This window comes from Candidatus Minimicrobia vallesae (genome assembly GCF_018866205.1).
GTDB classification, from domain to species: Bacteria; Patescibacteriota; Saccharimonadia; order Saccharimonadales; family Saccharimonadaceae; genus Nanosynbacter; species Nanosynbacter vallesae.
This window is the reverse complement of sequence record NZ_CP076459.1, coordinates 190,231-206,332: the sequence shown is the minus strand read 5'-3', so window position 1 is coordinate 206,332 and position 16,102 is coordinate 190,231. Positions and strand designations below refer to the sequence as shown.

At 43.2% G+C, this 16,102-nt stretch carries 24 protein-coding genes and 1 pseudogene; 4 read left to right on the top strand and 21 right to left on the bottom strand.

Features of this window, described 5'->3' with window-relative positions; all coding sequences use genetic code 11:
* Positions 1-10: 10 nt before the first annotated feature.
* The 3 genes from KOY49_RS01480 to KOY49_RS01470 are packed head-to-tail and all read right to left on the bottom strand — an operon-like array spanning position 11 to position 2,340.
* A complete protein-coding gene (locus KOY49_RS01480; RefSeq protein ID WP_129632493.1) occupies positions 11-211 on the bottom strand; it encodes an exodeoxyribonuclease VII small subunit in 201 nt (66 codons plus the stop codon).
* Entirely contained in the window at positions 189-1,289 is a 1,101-nt protein-coding gene (gene xseA / locus KOY49_RS01475) for an exodeoxyribonuclease VII large subunit (protein ID WP_232736419.1), read from the bottom strand. Before xseA ends, KOY49_RS01480 begins: the two co-directional genes overlap by 23 nt.
* Positions 1,273-2,340, bottom strand: a complete 1,068-nt coding sequence (locus KOY49_RS01470) for a lysylphosphatidylglycerol synthase transmembrane domain-containing protein (RefSeq protein ID WP_232736418.1) — start codon at positions 2,338-2,340, stop codon at positions 1,273-1,275. The genes xseA and KOY49_RS01470 overlap by 17 nt, the downstream gene beginning before the upstream one ends.
* A gap of 38 nt (positions 2,341-2,378) precedes the next feature.
* On the opposite strand from KOY49_RS01470, the gene KOY49_RS01465 reads away from it, so the two are divergent.
* Both KOY49_RS01465 and KOY49_RS01460 read left to right on the top strand, forming a co-directional pair.
* Complete coding sequence (locus KOY49_RS01465) at positions 2,379-3,572, top strand: TRM11 family SAM-dependent methyltransferase (RefSeq protein WP_232736417.1); 1,194 nt, start codon at positions 2,379-2,381, stop codon at positions 3,570-3,572.
* Between the two features lie 63 nt (positions 3,573-3,635).
* Positions 3,636-3,854 carry a 50S ribosomal protein L27 gene (locus KOY49_RS01460; RefSeq protein ID WP_232736416.1) on the top strand — a complete coding sequence of 73 codons (219 nt, stop codon included), beginning with the start codon at positions 3,636-3,638 and terminating at the stop codon, positions 3,852-3,854.
* A 107-nt stretch (positions 3,855-3,961) separates the two neighbouring features.
* Here KOY49_RS01460 and KOY49_RS01455 read toward each other — a convergent pair whose 3' ends face one another.
* From KOY49_RS01455 to KOY49_RS01430, 6 genes are all read right to left on the bottom strand, one after another.
* The gene (locus tag KOY49_RS01455) at positions 3,962-4,552 is read right to left on the bottom strand and encodes a hypothetical protein (RefSeq protein ID WP_232736415.1); all 591 of its coding nucleotides are present in this window, start codon (positions 4,550-4,552) and stop codon (positions 3,962-3,964) included.
* A gap of 160 nt (positions 4,553-4,712) precedes the next feature.
* Positions 4,713-5,147 carry a hypothetical protein gene (locus KOY49_RS01450; protein WP_232736414.1) on the bottom strand — a complete coding sequence of 145 codons (435 nt, stop codon included), beginning with the start codon at positions 5,145-5,147 and terminating at the stop codon, positions 4,713-4,715.
* Positions 5,148-5,511: 364 nt separating this feature from the next.
* Positions 5,512-6,012: a hypothetical protein gene (locus KOY49_RS01445; RefSeq protein WP_232736413.1), complete on the bottom strand. Its 501-nt coding sequence runs from the start codon at positions 6,010-6,012 to the stop codon at positions 5,512-5,514.
* A gap of 79 nt (positions 6,013-6,091) precedes the next feature.
* Complete coding sequence (locus KOY49_RS01440) at positions 6,092-6,475, bottom strand: response regulator (RefSeq protein ID WP_129632476.1); 384 nt, start codon at positions 6,473-6,475, stop codon at positions 6,092-6,094.
* Between the two features lie 60 nt (positions 6,476-6,535).
* A complete protein-coding gene (locus KOY49_RS01435; RefSeq protein ID WP_232736412.1) occupies positions 6,536-7,246 on the bottom strand; it encodes a S41 family peptidase in 711 nt (236 codons plus the stop codon).
* Positions 7,247-7,268: 22 nt separating this feature from the next.
* A complete protein-coding gene (locus KOY49_RS01430; protein ID WP_232736411.1) occupies positions 7,269-7,436 on the bottom strand; it encodes a hypothetical protein in 168 nt (55 codons plus the stop codon).
* An 8-nt stretch (positions 7,437-7,444) separates the two neighbouring features.
* Between KOY49_RS01430 and KOY49_RS05385 the strand changes: the two genes are divergently transcribed.
* A complete protein-coding gene (locus KOY49_RS05385; protein WP_376787530.1) occupies positions 7,445-7,576 on the top strand; it encodes a DUF4396 domain-containing protein in 132 nt (43 codons plus the stop codon).
* On the opposite strand, the gene KOY49_RS01425 is transcribed toward KOY49_RS05385, so the two are convergent.
* The 5 genes from KOY49_RS01425 to prfB form a co-directional block, all read right to left on the bottom strand.
* On the bottom strand, positions 7,548-7,703 hold the full coding sequence (locus tag KOY49_RS01425; RefSeq protein ID WP_232736410.1) for a hypothetical protein: 156 nt from the start codon (positions 7,701-7,703) through the stop codon (positions 7,548-7,550). The two genes, KOY49_RS05385 and KOY49_RS01425, sit on opposite strands and share 29 nt — an antisense overlap.
* Before the next feature lie 63 nt (positions 7,704-7,766).
* Complete coding sequence (locus KOY49_RS01420) at positions 7,767-8,906, bottom strand: CHAP domain-containing protein (RefSeq protein WP_232736409.1); 1,140 nt, start codon at positions 8,904-8,906, stop codon at positions 7,767-7,769.
* Between the two features lie 42 nt (positions 8,907-8,948).
* Positions 8,949-9,932: a cell division protein FtsX gene (locus tag KOY49_RS01415; protein ID WP_232736408.1), complete on the bottom strand. Its 984-nt coding sequence runs from the start codon at positions 9,930-9,932 to the stop codon at positions 8,949-8,951.
* Positions 9,932-10,615 carry a cell division ATP-binding protein FtsE gene (gene ftsE, locus KOY49_RS01410; protein WP_129632464.1) on the bottom strand — a complete coding sequence of 228 codons (684 nt, stop codon included), beginning with the start codon at positions 10,613-10,615 and terminating at the stop codon, positions 9,932-9,934. Before ftsE ends, KOY49_RS01415 begins: the two co-directional genes overlap by 1 nt.
* 20 nt (positions 10,616-10,635) lie before the next feature.
* The gene (gene prfB / locus KOY49_RS01405) at positions 10,636-11,727 is read right to left on the bottom strand and encodes a peptide chain release factor 2 (protein ID WP_129635424.1); all 1,092 of its coding nucleotides are present in this window, start codon (positions 11,725-11,727) and stop codon (positions 10,636-10,638) included.
* A 52-nt stretch (positions 11,728-11,779) separates the two neighbouring features.
* Between prfB and hpt the strand changes: the two genes are divergently transcribed.
* Positions 11,780-12,319 carry a hypoxanthine phosphoribosyltransferase gene (hpt, locus tag KOY49_RS01400; RefSeq protein ID WP_146424163.1) on the top strand — a complete coding sequence of 180 codons (540 nt, stop codon included), beginning with the start codon at positions 11,780-11,782 and terminating at the stop codon, positions 12,317-12,319.
* Here the strand turns inward: hpt and KOY49_RS04900 are convergent.
* The 7 genes and pseudogenes from KOY49_RS04900 to KOY49_RS05375 form a co-directional block, all read right to left on the bottom strand.
* Complete coding sequence (locus KOY49_RS04900) at positions 12,316-12,450, bottom strand: hypothetical protein (RefSeq protein WP_269802168.1); 135 nt, start codon at positions 12,448-12,450, stop codon at positions 12,316-12,318. The genes hpt and KOY49_RS04900 overlap by 4 nt on opposite strands.
* Before the next feature lie 42 nt (positions 12,451-12,492).
* Positions 12,493-12,633 (bottom strand): hypothetical protein, encoded by a 141-nt coding sequence (locus KOY49_RS01395; protein ID WP_232736407.1) that lies wholly within the window; start codon positions 12,631-12,633, stop codon positions 12,493-12,495.
* A gap of 93 nt (positions 12,634-12,726) precedes the next feature.
* Positions 12,727-13,567 (bottom strand): annotated as a pseudogene (locus KOY49_RS01390) (Mur ligase family protein).
* 36 nt (positions 13,568-13,603) lie between these two features.
* A complete protein-coding gene (locus KOY49_RS01385; protein ID WP_232736405.1) occupies positions 13,604-14,167 on the bottom strand; it encodes a M16 family metallopeptidase in 564 nt (187 codons plus the stop codon).
* Positions 14,168-14,278: 111 nt separating this feature from the next.
* Positions 14,279-14,836 (bottom strand): M16 family metallopeptidase, encoded by a 558-nt coding sequence (locus tag KOY49_RS01380; RefSeq protein WP_232736404.1) that lies wholly within the window; start codon positions 14,834-14,836, stop codon positions 14,279-14,281.
* 65 nt (positions 14,837-14,901) lie between these two features.
* On the bottom strand, positions 14,902-15,477 hold the full coding sequence (locus KOY49_RS05380) for a hypothetical protein (protein WP_269802167.1): 576 nt from the start codon (positions 15,475-15,477) through the stop codon (positions 14,902-14,904).
* On the bottom strand, positions 15,467-16,042 hold the full coding sequence (locus KOY49_RS05375) for a preprotein translocase subunit SecA (RefSeq protein WP_376787537.1): 576 nt from the start codon (positions 16,040-16,042) through the stop codon (positions 15,467-15,469). The genes KOY49_RS05380 and KOY49_RS05375 overlap by 11 nt, the downstream gene beginning before the upstream one ends.
* Positions 16,043-16,102 lie beyond the last annotated feature (60 nt).

Here is a 16,102-nt window from a genome sequence, read left to right as displayed (position 1 = left end):
TGTAAAGATCTTACTCAGCGTTAAAATCCTCGCTAAGAACCTCGATATCATGTCGCATATCTTCCAGCGTGGCAGTAATTTTTTTTGATAACTCTCTCGCCTCAATAAACCTCTGTTTTGCCTCGTCCAGATTAAAATCATCGCCTTGAAACCACGCGATTCGCTCGTTCAATTCAGCCATCATTTGCTCAATTGTCATATCGTTGTTCACTATTCTCAATCCTCGCTTTCATAATTATATCTTTTGTTGTAATCTCTACAATATTACCAATCTGTAAATCACCCTTGATCATTGCATAGCCACGACGCAGCGCCATTTCCGGATCATACTCAGCGATGACTTTTTGTTGCGACAATGTTGCATTTACAGCCGCATCCACACGACTTGACCACTGTTTTAGTGCTTCTTTTTGCAACATTGTTGCATTAAGCGACTGTTCTTCGATAGCTCTACAAATTGAATCTTTCGCGTCAATTAGCCTGTAATGCAAATGCCGAATCACTTCTCGCTTGTCAGGAAACAGCAATTGCGCGGCGTTACTCGGCGTGGCTGCGCGAACGTCCGCTGCCAAATCACACAAACTCTCATCAATCTCATGACCAATTCCAGTCATTGTCGGAATGCGACTACTCGCCACCGCGCGTACTAGTTTTTCATCGTTAAAACTCGCCAAATCTTCCGCACTGCCACCGCCACGAATCAAAACAATCACATCTGGAGATTCTGACATTTGATTAAAATATGATATTGCTCGCACGGCTTGATCTGCAGCATTCGCACCCTGCACATTAACGTTGGCGACTACGAATTTCACACCACCCCAACGCTCTCTAGAAATCTTCATAAAGTCCGCATATCCTGCTGCTTTCGTACTGGAAATAACAGCCACCCTCTGAGGATATTGCGGTAATGGGCGCTTTCTTTCAGAACTAAACAAACCCTCAACTGTCAATTTTTGTTTCAAAAGGTCAAAGCTTCGCTTCAAACTTCCCTTGCCTAATGGGCGAATCTCTTGAACATTCAAACTAAAGGCGCCTTTATCCCTAAGCGCCGGCATTGCCCGAACGACGACTTTCATTCCATCTTCAATTGGCGTACGTAAATTGCTAAAACCAACAAAACACCGAACCAGCCCGTCGTCATCTTTCAGATCGAAAAAAGCGTATTTCGGAGGATAAGACTTGGAACTAGAAACCTCGCCCTCAACTTCAACCATCCCAGCAAAAGCAACGTCAAAAGTTTGATTGACAACTGCTATGAAATTACTAACGCTAAATCTGGGAATCATCTGGCTTGCCGTATTTAATCAGTGCGTGTTGATAGAAAATATAGCCAAAGATAATCGTGCCAGTAAGTAAAATTGCTCGCGTCAAAATTATTCCAGCAATCGCCAAATCCGGCGGAGTGCCTGCCATACTTAAGAAAATAATCATAATGGTTTCATAAACTCCCGTCCCTCCAGGCGTAAACACGACAATCGCTGCCAATCCCGCCACGCCGTATCCAACCATCAGAATCGCCGGATTAACAAAAACACCCAGCGACAAAAACGCCACAGCAAACATCGCCACATCAAAAACAGTATAAACAGCTCCCCAAATCATCGGTTTTATTAGAAGTTTCGGATGATTGGACAAATCTTGAAAATCGTCCTGCATATCAACAAAAAACTCTTCGACTTTCTTCGACTTCATTACTCGACGTTTTTTACCTAAGGTGGCAATTTTTACCAGAGTATTAATAAATCTAGACAATTTAGCAGCAGTCATCTGCATACGCCGCTTTGACGAAAATACGAAAATCAGACCAAACGTCAGCGCCAAAACCACGATGATCAGTAAGAAACTAGCGGCAACGATATATCGATTAACCTTACCATCAATAGCCAGTGCCAACACAGCAATCACCAACAGAACCAAAAGCGACAAAAATCCCGTAACGTAACGAATCACCTGCGCAAATGTCGAACGCGCCGAACTCACGCCGAGTTTATGCATTCGCCACGTCGTATACGAAATACCACTAACTCCGCCCGACGGAAAAATGTGATTGACCAAATTAAGCTCCAGCGCAATCCTCGTCTGCTCCAGCCTGGAAATATGATGAATCAGATTCTTCTCTCTTAGATACGAAAAAATCATCTCGCCGCCAGCGAAGTACACGATAATCTGGAACGGCAATAGTAAGAATAATAGCCATAAATCCGCGTGCAAAAACAGATTCCACGCCTTCACGAGCTCATGCCGAGATAGAAAAATTATTATTGCCAAAACCACCAACGTCAAAACGCTCATAATGGCTCGTGGCGATTTCAACAATTGCAACACCTTCGGTAACATAACCTTCATTATACCACGATAAATGTTATAATTACGACATGTTTATAGCTATTCTTGGACGCCAACCAGAAATCTCTATCGCTGAATTAGAGGCGGTTTACGGTGCTCAAAATGTCCAAAAAATCTCCAACCAAGCCGCCACGGTTAATTGCGACAATTTATCAATTGACAATCTCGGCGGAACGATTAAATGTGGACAAGTCATCACGAAGATAAAATCGCAAAAATCAGACCGCAATACCCTGCTCCAAGCCTCAAAAATTATTGTTGAAAAATACACGAAAAAACTTTCGAATAGTCAGAAAAAAATAACGCTTGGAATAAGTTTTTATGGCAATAAAACAGATCCGAGAAACGTCCAAAAAATCGGAATTATCTTAAAAAACAACTTGAAAAAATCTGGCGTTAGTTTGCGTCTAATTCCTAATAAAACCGCCGCGCTGTCCACTGCGACCTCTCACAATAATAAACTCGGCAGGTCTGAGGCGAAAATTGAAATTATCATAGCTAAGAACGTGTACGGAGATTTGATAATTGCTGAAAGTCGTGGCGCTCAAAATATCAATTCGTATACTCAGCGCGACCGCGGACGACCAAAGCGCGACGCCTTCGTGGGAATGCTTCCGCCTAAGCTTGCGCAAATTATGATTAACCTGTCTGGCGCAAAACCTAACGATTACCTCTGGGATCCGTTTTGTGGCACAGGAACGGTACTGCAAGAAGCTGCACTTATCGGCGTGAATGCTTATGGCAGCGATTTGAGCGATAAGATGATATCTTACACGACCGAAAATATGAGCTGGGTGGAAAAAACTTTTTCGACAAACACTTTCTGGCAAGCACATCAGGCCGACGCCACCTCTGTAAAATTAACAGGTGAGCAAAAGGAGCGGATTTCTCGAATTGTTTGCGAAACATATTTAGGTCAGCCGTTTTCCGCGCCGCCTAGCCCAGAAAAACTTCACGAAGTAGTCGGAAATTGTAATCACATAATTAGCGATTTTCTGCAAAATATCCGCTCGCAAATTCGCCCAGACACGACACTTTGTATAGCCGTTCCAGCGTGGCAAAATCGCGAAGGTAAATTCACTCACTTGCCTCTGATAAAAAATCTTAAAAAACTTGGATATCAGCAAATTATCGATAAAAATCTCTTATATTACCGTGAAGATCAAGTTGTTGCCAGAGAAATATTGGTATTAAAACCGGCAGATATAGCCAAAACCGCTTGACAACTGGCTTTATTTTCGATAAACTAGAACAGATTGTTTTATAGAAACTATAAGGAGTAAAGAATGTCAAAGGTTAAAGCTGGTGGTTCTAGTAAGAACATCCACAACAATGCTGGTCAACGTCTTGGCGTTAAGCGATTTGGCGGTCAAAAAGTTTCCGCTGGAGAAGTTCTAGTTCGCCAAACTGGTGCCACAAAGATCGCTGGTGATGGCACATATGTTAGCCGCAATTTCACCATCCACGCTGCAAAAGATGGCGTAGTTGGCTTTAAGTCAGGTTAAGAAAACCAAGTTTACCGGCAAATCAGAACGCCGAACGCAAGTTGTTGTTCTTTAATTGGTAAAAACTTTGCTTAAAATAACTCCGTTTGTGCGGAGTTATTTTATTATTAATAGTTATCTCTCTTACTTACATACTCGAGAAGCACCCTTGCAGAATCCCTATGCATACCACTTCTCTCCCTGCCGTCCCTGTAATGAGTAACCGTTTTGTCTTGTATGTCCACATTAAATGAGCCATCCATCATAGCAATTGCCAGTACTATAGTATATTCACGACTGCGCATTTTTTCAACCCCGTAATAACCTTGCTTAAAATTCGGTGACTTCAAATTGCCAGCAGAATTAAGAAGAACCCTACTCGCCAAAGACTCTGGGCTATCTTCTATCAGATCATCCAATTTACCCTGAAGGTATTCAAACAACCGACAACGTGTAAGATGATCCTCTCTGAGATTATCAACCATTTCCGTAGTATCAAAAATCCGCTCGGGGTTAACTATTTCCCCTAACTTAGGATCATTGGATGACAAAATACCAACAACACCCCCTGCAGACTCTATACTATTTTCCGACAGCTCAACCAACTCAGGATTAATCGGCTCCATTAATTTTCTGGTTCGTTCCGAAAATTCCTTCAAATCATTTTCCTTCTGCCATTGCTCCAGAGTCGCCCATCTATTAGCGATTAACAATTTCATCAATCACCTGAGTTATACTACTTTTGTAGTAGTCTATTCCCCATCTGTTGTTCTGTAACTCCTCAATATTACTTCTTATTCTTGTTAATTTATTCAACAAGCCATTAGTTACCTCACCCAGAATCTGTATTATTCACGCCCATCTGATCTACGTGCTCAGTTAAAGCTTAACTAGACGCTTACGCTTTTCGTCTTCATTTTCAATCTTACTTTTTAGGTCTTCTAGGAGACTATTTATGTTATTCTTAAATTTATTCGCAGATTTAGCTCTAGAAACCTCAAGATCTCTAATTCTACCTGACGTAGATGTTATCATCTCTGAGATCGCAGGATTATTCATTGCTGTTGGATTATATTTAATTAGCCCTCTCAGCCGATCCAGCTCTCCAGTTATATATTGAGCCTTTGCAAAAAACTGATTATTATTATCTTCGGTAAGTTGTTTAAAGCTGTCAATCGCAACCTTAAAGTCCTCAGGTAATATGTCTGTATTGGCTTCATCCGTCTCCATCGACTTTTCAACCACTGGGTTTTCAACCGATTTAGCTGCTGGCAGCATCTTCTGGATTATTTGCTTGCACTTAATTTGGCTCATATCGGCTTTTTCACTGGTTCGGTTGGTACCAGATTCGTCTTGGTTAGCGCCTGCCGTCTACATCTGTCTCTGGTGGCTTTATTAGTTCTAATGTCTCTACTCTCTGGTCAGGTCTATTTAGCTAGTCATTGGCTTTAATTGCTTTCATCTAGTCCGGCTGGTTTTTTTTGTTCTTTTTCAAGGCTGGTGAACTGATGTCAGTCTTATTCGTCTTCACTGGCTTTTTAACTGGCTCGTTGGTTTCTACCCTATTCGTATCTATCGGCTTTTTAATTTCAGCATCCTTAACCGCCGTGTTTCCTATTTTGGGACTGACCTTCAGTTCTTTTAAGGTTTCTCGTGGTCAGAGTTATCTTCTGTCTAACTACGCCTTCTCTATGGCTTTCTCTAGACCCGCTTCTGGAGCCAAAGACTCATTCTCATCACTTTCCGGATGCTTCTGCCGCCAAATTTGTTCAGCAGCCTCTTTTCCTTCTTCAATCATTTCCTCAGGAGTTTTTCCATAAAGATCCTCGATATAAGATTCGTTAAAACCTTTATTTGCTTCTCGACTCTGGAGTTTCTTCAATGACACAATCTTCTCTGCTTCAACATGCCCTCCATTAACTTTAATCGGTTTATGTACTTTCACAAACAACTCAATCGGACCAATACCTTCCTCAGAATCAGTATCACACACACTTAGCATATCGCCAGGAATCCAGCCTCCATCATACCTGACGCCCTTTCCGTCTTGACCACTGCGAATAGCGGTTAGTGGACATTTTGCAATATCTGAATCAGCAGGAAAAGTTGCAACTACATAATCTTCCGGTGTTTTTCGTTGTTCTTGTTCGTGGTTTTGTGTTGGTTTTGGTTTTTCCATATATAGCTATTTTATACCAAAAAACAAACAAAAAGTCAACCCCCGTCGAAGAGGCTGACTTCTTTTACTGATTTTCTTTCTATTGAATACCCAAATGATGCTTTACGCGAGCCACAACGTCGCCAATTACAACCTGAGATTTCACCAAATAATCATCAACACCCAAGCTCTCAGCGCGTTCCTTGTCCTTTGGTTGGCTAAGCGCTGTTAGCATAATAATCCTCACGTTAGCAGTTTCTGGCGTATTGCGAAGAATATCCAGGACATCAAAGCCGCTAATCTTTGGCATCATCACATCCAAAAGAATCAAATCTGGACGATATTCAACAGTGGCAGACAGAGCGTCTTCTCCGTTATTGGCTTCTCTAACATCAAACCCTTCAATCTCTAGTCGCGACCTGTAAACCGCAGATAGAGCCATGTCATCCTCAACTAGTAAAATCTTCTTTTTTTGTCCGTTCATACTATCTCTATTTTATGTTGTGTCTCCGTCCAAAAACACAAGCTTTATAACGACTTCGCCTTATCCATCTGCGGATCTACGATTATTATTGACATCGTCCGACGAAAGATCAACTTTTACATCAGGTTCTATACCAGTTTTATCTATATTTTTGCCCTTTGGCGTGTACCATCTGGCTTCCGTAACCTTCATTTGCGACCCGCCAGGCAGCCCAAGCACAATCTGCACACTTCCCTTGCCGTAACTCTTCTGCCCAACCAGCGTGGCTTTTCCGTATTCACGAAGCGCCCCAGCCGTAATTTCGCTAGCACTGGCACTGTTGCCGTTAATAAGCACCACTGTCTTCATATTGCCCAGAATTGGCGTTCCAGTTGTACGCAGCGTTTTAACAATTTCAGAACCTCTACGCTCGGTCATAGCTATTTGATTGTCCAGCCAAATACCCAATAGCCCTTGAGCAGCTCCAACCGTTCCGCCAGGATTATTCCGCAAGTCCAAAATCACCTTTTTAACACCTTTCTCAACAAACTCCGAAGCGTATTTTCTGGACAAGCTTACTGTATCATCGCCAAATCGGTTAACTTTCAAAATACCAATTTCTCCATCAATTTCCGACTCTACTGCCGGAGAAACTATATTCTGACGCACAACCGACACCTCACGCGTTTGACCACCGCTTAATAACGTCAATTTAACGGATGTACCAACTTCTCCGCGAATTTTACTCACAACTTTTTCCACTGACCAATCAGAAGAAGCCTCGTCATTCACCTTAACAATCGCCTCGCCAGCCTTAATTCCTGCCTTCTGAGCTGGACTGTTTTCCAGAAGGTTTTATGATAGTCGGCTTATTATTTCTAAGACCAATCTCCGCACCAATTCCACCGCCAATTTGACCGCTTAATGATTTGTCAAACTCCTTCGACACACTATCCATACTGTCAATGACCGTCGTAGACAACTTTAATCATGCTAATAATTCCGGGCGCCATGGATAAGAACTTAGCTCATCCGATTTATTGGGTTAGCCGGCTAATTTGTATGTTCGCCGCATTTGCCGTATCATATCCCGTCAATCTATATTTGTTACGACGATTCTAAGGTCACGCATTGACTCATCTTTATCATCACATTTATTTGTTTGTTTCCCTTTTTCTGTTTTGATTTTCGCCACAATCTTAAGCGTTAAAAACCAACTTAATTGCTGTCTTTTCTCTCCCGTAACCATATGCTTATTATACTACAAAACGCCCGTTTAACACGAGCGTTTTTATATATCACTTTATGCTGATTAGAAGTAAACGTATGTCAATCCTGAAGCTGAACGTGTGTAGTGCCTATATAAACCGTCCCAGGCAAAGTTGTAGTCGCTAACAGTAATAGTTCCATCGCCATTGACAGATTCAACATACATAACGTGTCCGTAATATCCAATATTCATCACAGCTGCTGCACCAGCTTTTGGTGTTGAGCCGCTAGAAATACCATAGCGCGCTGCAGTTGACGGCCACTGATTTGCGTTGCCTGCGCCACCAAAATGCGGAACATATCGTCCAGTGCTATGAATTTTCCAAGCCACGTAGCTCACACATTCACGCGTGTATAGTCCCCATGGATCGATATAAGCGTCAAGCGGAGCGCTTGCCCAGACGCCAGGATAACCGCCACCGCCAGGTACGCCGCCTGGAATGGAGACATTACTGCCACCAAGAGCTCGTCGGTTGGCCGCAGCCTGCTCTTCTCGCAACTTCGCTACCTCAGAATTGCGCTTCTGAGCCAGCGCCGCATAGTTATTTTGGTCATTCTTCGTGTCAGTAATCAGTTTTGCCTTCTCAGATTGTTTAGCCGCCATCGCATTGCGCTGCAATTCTTGGTCGCGAAGCGTATTCTCGACAGACTTCTTATTCTCTTCCAGCTTTTTCTGCAAAGACTTAATTTCTTTGATCTTATCATTCAATGAAGTTTTCAAAGAATTACGCTGTTCTTGCTTATCGATGTAATCGCTAATATTTTTTGAGCTAGCAAGCATCTCCAGCGGCGAAATCTGATCATCAACATACAAATCCGCCAAAATTCGCCCCATCGCTTTACGATTGTGCTTAATTAGCTCTTCGTTCTTTTTTATCTGATCATTAAGGCTATTAATCTTCTTTTGGCTGTCAGAAATCTGCGCTTGAATAGCTGATATTTGTCCATTTATCTTATCAAGTTCCGCCTGCAAACTATCAGCCATCTCACCCAAGCGCGAAGCCTCAGAATTATAGTTGTCTGCTTCTTGTTGTTTTGCCTGAATTTCGGCGTTATAGTCGCGAGCTAATACGTGTGATGCCAAGCCAAAAATGCCCGATCCAGCGAGCAATGCAGACATCGCCACCAGAGACGCTCTGCTGACTAGTGATGCCGAAACTGGTGTGGTGGACCGTAGTTTCATACGTCTATGTTAGCATAAGCATAATCAGTATGTCAAGGACTTTTACAACTTAAGATATTTGCGAGTTGCCACCCAAGATGACGCCACGCCAATTGCCGCGCCGACCAGAATCATACTCAAGAAAACCAGCACGCCGTACATTTTTAGATGATTCAAAAGATTATCGATAGGAATGCCGTACTTTACCATCGGATCATGTGCAAGAATTAGCAGTCCATACCCAACCACCGTTGCGATAATTGCCGCGATAAATCCGTACATTATAGCCTCAACGATAAACGGACCTCTGATGAAACTGCGTTCTGCGCCAATCAACTTCATCATCTCAATCTCATCCTTGCGGTTGAAAATTGCCATGCGAATAGTGTTAAAGACCACAAGCGAAGAAATTACCACGAAAACAACTGTAGCGATTGATCCGCCGATACTCGCCAATCTCACCCAACTGCCAACTGTTTTAATGGCTTGCTGGCGTTCACCCGAGAATGACGGCTCCCTGTTAGGGTCTTTATATTTTTTATATAAATCATCAGTTTTAACAAAATTATTTAATGACTGCTGATTATTCAGTTCTTTCACAGAAACACGAAGCGTCGCCGACATCTCATTACTAGACTCGCGAATCGCCTCAAGCGTATCTGGATTGTCCTTATATTGCTCAGCTTGCTTTTCACGCGCTTCTTCTGCGGAAATATACTTAACACTATCGACATTATCTAATTTTTCAATTCGAGATTTAATCGTTTTAATCGTTTTTTCTGGCGTGTCACCCTTTAAGTAAATTGACATATCGGCACGCTTGGAAACGTTTGAAACGGTATCAACCAAAACCTGGCGCGCTGATAATGTTATAAACACGATAATCAACGTGACGCTCATCACCGCAGTTGCAGCAATCGTTAGCCAGGCATTACGACTAAAGTTATTGATGCCATATCGACACATTCTGACAAACGTCAACCAACCTCGTCGACGCTGACGTATACGGATAGTTTCTTTATTTTTGTTAGACTTTGATGATTTCATTACTGTTTATAACTCCCTCTCGCCTGATCAGAGGTGATTTTACCATGATCAATTGTAATAACGCGTCGCTTCAATTTGTTAACAATCTCCACGTTGTGAGTCGTCAAAATAACCGTCGTACCATACTTGTTAATCTTTTCCAGCAAGCGAACAATATCCCAGCTGTGCTTCGGGTCCAAGTTTCCAGTCGGCTCGTCTGCAATCAGAATCTTCGGCTGACGCACCACCGCCCGCGCAATTGCTACACGCTGACGCTCACCACCAGAAAGCTGATGAGGAAAATGCTTTTCCTTCCCCTTAAGACCAACCAACTCGATCACCTTCGGCACAGTTGCCTTAATTTCCCGATTTGTCATTCCAGCAATTTCCAGCGCAAACGCCACATTTTCAAACACCGTTCGATTCGGAAGCAACTTAAAATCCTGAAAAACCACGCCAATTTTACGACGCAACAGCGGAATATGCTTGTCCTTCAAATTGTCATAATCAATTCCGCCAACCACAATTTTTCCAGAGCTTGGCTTTTCTTCGCGAGTCAAAAGCTTCAAAAGTGTCGATTTGCCAGCACCCGACGTACCAACAATAATCACAAATTCACCAGCGCCAACATGAATGCTTGCTCGATTCAACGCCGGCTTGTTACTTTTTCCGTAGTTCTTCGTTACCCTATCTAACAGAATCATTAATAGTATTATACCATAAGCTAAATATTTTTAGAATTAGCATTTTGTTCTAAATATGCCGTGATAAATTCGTCAATATCGCCGTCCAAAACACCTTGAGCGTTGCGGTTTTCGTGCTTTGTGCGCGTATCTTTAACTAGCGTATATGGATGCAAAACGTAATTTCTAATTTGGCTGCCCCAGTTTGCCGATTCGCCAGCCCTGAGATCAGACAAAGTTTCGGCGTGTTGCTCTAATTTCATCGCTAGCAATTTTGACCGCAAAATCTTCAACGCCGTTTCTTTATTCTGAATCTGCGAGCGCTCATTCTGAATAGCCACCGTAATCCCTGTCGGCTCATGCGTCACCCGAACCGCCGAATCCGTCGTATTCACGCCTTGACCGCCCTTGCCGCCCGAACGATAGACGTCAATTCTTAAATCATTCGGGTCAATCGATATTTCATCTGGCGCGTCAATTTTCGGCAAAACCTCGACAAGCGCAAAACTAGTCTGCCGCAAATTGTCCGCATTAAACGGGCTTAATCGCACCAAACGATGCACGCCATTTTCCGACCGCAATTTTCCATAAGCAAAAGATCCAGAAATCTCCAAAACGACCGTTTTAATTCCAGCGTCGTCATTTGTCGAGCGTTCCAGCGTATCAACTTTCATGCCAGACTTTTCCGCCCAGCGCAAATACATTCGCTCCAACATCGCCGCAAAATCCTGCGCATCCAGCCCGCCCACGCCAGCGGAAATGCGCATAATTGCCGAACGATTGTCATATTCGCCAGAGAATAACAAATCGGTTTTATGCCTATCAAAACTCTTCTCAATTGCCGCAACTTGCGCTTGGAATTCCGGCAATAAATCGTCATCACCAAGCTCCATCAGCTCCACCATATCGCCAACCTGCACCGTCAAAGTCTGCCAAGGCTCGACGGTCTGACGAAGGCTGGCGGCTTGTTTCGTTAATTCTTGGGCGTAATCAGGATTATTCCAAATTTCTGGCTGGTTTAATTGATCATCCAGCTCCGCCAATTTCTGCTCCAAATCAGAAAACTTCAGCGCTTTTTTAGCCTGTTCAATTTCTTTTTCTAATTCACCAATTTTCTTTTTTAGCGGTTGCATATATTTTATTGTATCATTTTTCAGCCGCTCAATTCTCTGTTAAAATAAAAAGATGGATAAAGATATTGAGAAAATTCTATTTACGAACGAAGATATAAAAACGGCAGTTCAGAAGCTTGGGAAAAAATTGACCGAGGATTATCACGATAAAAATCCTGTTGTCGTGGGTATTTTACGCGGCGCGGCGCCGTTTATGATCGACTTGATACAGGCGATGGATTGCTATATGGAAATTGATTTCATGGCGGTTTCCAGCTACGGCGATGACACAAAATCTTCTGGATCTGTAAAAATTATCAAAGATTTGGATACCGACGTGGCGGATAGACACGTGTTGATAGTTGAGGACATAATTGACAGTGGTCGAACCGCCCAGGCGCTAAGAGAATTATTTGCCGCAAAAAATGCTGCGTCGGTAAAAATATGCTCGCTATTAGACAAACCAGCACGGCGCGAAGTTGACGCAAAAGCCGATTATGTTGGCATCGATACGCCGAATGAATTTGTCGTTGGCTATGGTCTGGATTTTCGCCAGCAATATCGCAACTTGCCATACATTGGCGTCTTAAAACCAGAAGTTTATCAAGATTAAAGCTCTTCTACGGCGGCGACAAATTGCTCGCCGCGATCAGAATAACTCTTAAACATATCAAAGCTGGCAGCCGCTGGGCTAAGAATCACCACGTCGCCAGATTGCGCTTTATTTTTTGGCTGATTTGGCAACTTCTTTCATTCCTGCCATATTCAATTGGACAATTTTGGCAATCAATTTTTTCTTCCTTTAAAACTTCCCTTAATTTCATCAGCGTTAGCGCCATTGATAATTATCAATCGTACGTTTTGTCGTGCAATTTCTTTTGCTAATTCAGAATAATCTGCGCCTTTATCCGAGCTGCCCAAAATCAAAATTTTCGGCTCCTCAAAGGCTTTTAACGCCGCAATCGCACTGCCCGGAGTGGTCGTGAAATGCTGTCATTGTAATATTTCACGCCGTATTTTTCAGCAACTAAACTTCAGTCGATGTGGTAACCCTGTAACCTCGCTGAGCCCCCTCTTTATTTCATCATCCGACACGTTTGGCAAAATCGATTTTACCGCCGCTATCGCCGCGCACGCATTGTCGATATTGTGCTTCCCTGGCAGGCGAATCGCAGAAGTTATATCGTCCGAGAGAGCAAATGGGTATTCTTTTTTCTGCGCCAAACTCGCATCTGCAATCGACGAACTGAACTCATTTTGAGAATTAGTAGACAACATAATCGTCCGTGGTTTGGAACTTTGCAATTTTCGCTTTTGCTGCCAAATAATCATTAAAATCAGCGTGGACGTTCAAGTGGTCAGGTTCAATCATCAGCACCACGGCAACGTGCGGAGATTTCTGCAAATCCCACAATTGAAAACTGGACAATTCGTAAACGACAATGTCATTTTTCTCAATTTTTGGCAAAATATCCAAAGCTGGCACGCCAATATTTCCCACCAAATGAACGGTTTTACCTGCTGCGCGCAAAATCGACGCGATAAAACTACACGTCGTCCCCTTGCCTTTTGTGCCAGTCACGCCGATTATAGTCGCTGGGCAATTGGCAAAAAACTCATTTGTCGCCGACCAAATTTGACCGCTAGTCTTTATCTTTTTTGGCGGAAGACTTGGCGACCTAACAATTAAATCCGCATCCTCCAGTCCCGAAAATCCCGTCTGATAAGCCACATTTTCCGGCAAATTATCTACTTTTTCGCGTTCGTCTGCCACCAAAAAATCAGCTTCCGGAAACTTCTCCCGAAAATACCGCAGATTAGATTGACCTTCAACACCAAAACCAGCAATGACAATTTTCATAACCTGATTATATCACGGGCAATTTACGATTACACCCTAAAACAGCTTGTCGAGCTTATCGTATAGCTTTGTTAATAGCTCTTTTTCTTCCGAAGTAACTGCTGCCAATGTCCACGTGTTGGATGCAAAAAATTGACGAGCCGTTTCAATCAACTGATCAGGAGTTACCGCCAAAATAGAATCTGGAACGGCGGCATAATCTCTCACGAAATCATCAGCAAAATATCGTCCTACGTAAAAATTGCTTATTTGCCCAACAGTTTGAGCACCCATTTGATAACGACCCAACGAATACGACTTCACACTTTCCAAATCTTCTTCAGAAATAGATCCAGCCAAAACTTTCTTCAATTCTCTCACGATAATATCAAAGAGCTTTTCTGCGGTTTCAACATTTACTTGTCCGCCAAAATCCCAAGCCGAATCGTAAAAACCAATCGATGTATCGCTAAAAATACCATATGCCAAGCCTTTTTTACGAGCCGCTCCAAAAATCCTCGAGCTCATCGTGCCGGTCAGAATGTGATTCAATGCGTTCATAGCCGTGACTTCTTCGTCGCTTAACTCACGCGGAATCATCATTGACCAACCAAACGTCAAATTAGTCGCCTCTTTTCGTCTTACCTAAGAACCGGGTTAGCCCTGCGTGGTTCATCGCGCGGAATAACGAATCGCTCGCCCGTCTCTAATTGCCAGCCCTCAAGATGTTCTTTAATAGCCGCTTTTCGTCCATGTCATTTTTCCAGCCACCACAAACCGCATATTCTTCAAAGTATGTGTTCGCTTGTGATGATTTTTAATGTCCTTTAGTTCAATATTAGCAATTGTTTTTAAGCTCTGATTATACGTCAAAATATCTTCACCCAGCGCCTGCTGAATGCGTGGCCACATCACGTGGTTGTGATTGTTGAGATAACCAGTCAATTCAGAGCGAACATTACCTTTTTCCGCCTCAAGCTCATCGGCGTTAAATCGCGGCGTTGTAATAGCCAGTCTCTGAAGCTCCAAAATCCTGTCCGACTCAAAATCCGCACAAATCGCTTCATAAACCATTGAGTAGTCAGAAGTGTAAGCGTTGTGATAAGCGCCGTTTTTGGTAAATTCCTGCTCGTAATTGTGCTCCGAACGAAACTTTTCATTCGCGCCGAACGCCATATGCTCCATAATGTGAGCCGTTTCGTAAATATCTTTATTCAGAACGTAGCGGTTTCCTGCCCTGAATTGCACCTGAAAACTCATTACCGTAGCATCTGGAACGTCAATCAACAAGCCGCGCGCACCGTTTCTTCAGTTCTAATTTCCTCAACTGTATGTTTCATTGCCTAGTTCTCTGATTATTTACGATTTTTCTTACGGTTCTGTCGCTGAGCCTTTTTCTTCTTTCGAGCTTGATTCTTCGCACGATTTGATTCCGCGCTAGTCTTGCTCTTTTTCACAGAGAAGTCATCGTCGCGATTTTCCTCGCCCGAACCAATTTCATTTACGCCACGCTCGACGGCATTTTCTGCCAACCTAGTTAGCTCAGTGTCATATTCGTCGTGTTGAGATTGACGGACTGTAGCGTCGGCTTTATGGATATTAAATATCGTTGCCAGAACTTCATCGCGGAGATTAGCTTGCAAACTTTCGAACAACTTCTGAGATTCTGATCGGTATTCCACCAAAGGATCGCGCTGTCCAACACTTCGCCAGTGGATTCCCTCGCGCAAATGTTGCATATTTTCCAAATGTTGCATCCACAATGTGTCCAACACCGCCATGTAAACTTCGCGCTCAACTCCACGTAAATCATCGGCGCCAATCTCACGCTCTTTGTCTGCGTAAGCTTCTTCGGCCAGCTCCAGTGCCTTCTCATAGCGCAAACGATCTTTCTTTTCCTTACCAATCTTTTCAATTTTTTCACTTATCAACTGGGAAAATAACCGGGAAATCCTCGACAAACTTTGGATTATTCTTTGATGGAAGAGTTGTCAATTCGTGAACTTTAGCTCGCAATAATCGCTCAATTTCCGGCTTAATATTGTCGCCTTCCAAAATCCTACGTCGCATAACATAAACGACGCGGCGATGACGGTTAATCACATTGTCGTATTGAACAACATTTTTGCGCGTATCAAAGTTGTAGCCTTCAACTCGCTTCTGTGCCGCTTCCAATGTTTTCGATACAGCGCGAGTTCTGATTGGCGTATCATCATCAACGCCCAGTCTATCCATCAACGACGCAATTCGCTCACCCTGGAAAATTCGCATCAAATCATCTTCGGTCGAAACATAAAACTGAGTCTCGCCTGGATCGCCCTGACGTCCGCCACGACCGCGCAACTGATTGTCAATTCGGCGTGATTCGTGTCGTTCTGAACCGATGACCACTAGGCCGCCCAGTTTTTTGACGCCCTGGCCAAGTTTAATGTCGGTGCCGCGCCCAGCAATATTCGTAGCTAGCGTAATCGCGCCTTTTTCGCCGGCTTTCGCGATAATCTCTGCTTCGCGCTCGTTGTTTTTAGCGTTTAGAATTTCGTACTTAATGCCTTCTTT

Excerpts from the sequence above, each read along its gene's own strand:
- KOY49_RS01425 (WP_232736410.1), bottom strand. The coding sequence starts at position 7,703 with ATGGTTACGGGAGAGAAAAGACAGCAATTAAGTTGGTTTTTAACGCTT.
- ftsE (WP_129632464.1), bottom strand. The coding sequence starts at position 10,615 with ATGATTCTGTTAGATAGGGTAACGAAGAACTACGGAAAAAGTAACAAG.
- KOY49_RS01420 (WP_232736409.1), bottom strand. The coding sequence starts at position 8,906 with ATGAAACTACGGTCCACCACACCAGTTTCGGCATCACTAGTCAGCAGA.
- KOY49_RS01455 (WP_232736415.1), bottom strand. The coding sequence starts at position 4,552 with ATGAAATTGTTAATCGCTAATAGATGGGCGACTCTGGAGCAATGGCAG.
- prfB (WP_129635424.1), bottom strand. The coding sequence starts at position 11,727 with ATGCAACCGCTAAAAAAGAAAATTGGTGAATTAGAAAAAGAAATTGAA.
- xseA (WP_232736419.1), bottom strand. The coding sequence starts at position 1,289 with ATGATTCCCAGATTTAGCGTTAGTAATTTCATAGCAGTTGTCAATCAA.
- KOY49_RS01460 (WP_232736416.1), top strand. The coding sequence starts at position 3,636 with ATGTCAAAGGTTAAAGCTGGTGGTTCTAGTAAGAACATCCACAACAAT.
- KOY49_RS01445 (WP_232736413.1), bottom strand. The coding sequence starts at position 6,012 with ATGGAAAAACCAAAACCAACACAAAACCACGAACAAGAACAACGAAAA.
- KOY49_RS01440 (WP_129632476.1), bottom strand. The coding sequence starts at position 6,475 with ATGAACGGACAAAAAAAGAAGATTTTACTAGTTGAGGATGACATGGCT.
- KOY49_RS01415 (WP_232736408.1), bottom strand. The coding sequence starts at position 9,932 with ATGAAATCATCAAAGTCTAACAAAAATAAAGAAACTATCCGTATACGT.
- hpt (WP_146424163.1), top strand. The coding sequence starts at position 11,780 with ATGGATAAAGATATTGAGAAAATTCTATTTACGAACGAAGATATAAAA.
- KOY49_RS01465 (WP_232736417.1), top strand. The coding sequence starts at position 2,379 with ATGTTTATAGCTATTCTTGGACGCCAACCAGAAATCTCTATCGCTGAA.
- KOY49_RS01470 (WP_232736418.1), bottom strand. The coding sequence starts at position 2,340 with ATGTTACCGAAGGTGTTGCAATTGTTGAAATCGCCACGAGCCATTATG.
- KOY49_RS01450 (WP_232736414.1), bottom strand. The coding sequence starts at position 5,147 with ATGAGCCAAATTAAGTGCAAGCAAATAATCCAGAAGATGCTGCCAGCA.
- KOY49_RS05385 (WP_376787530.1), top strand. The coding sequence starts at position 7,445 with ATGCTAATAATTCCGGGCGCCATGGATAAGAACTTAGCTCATCCGATT.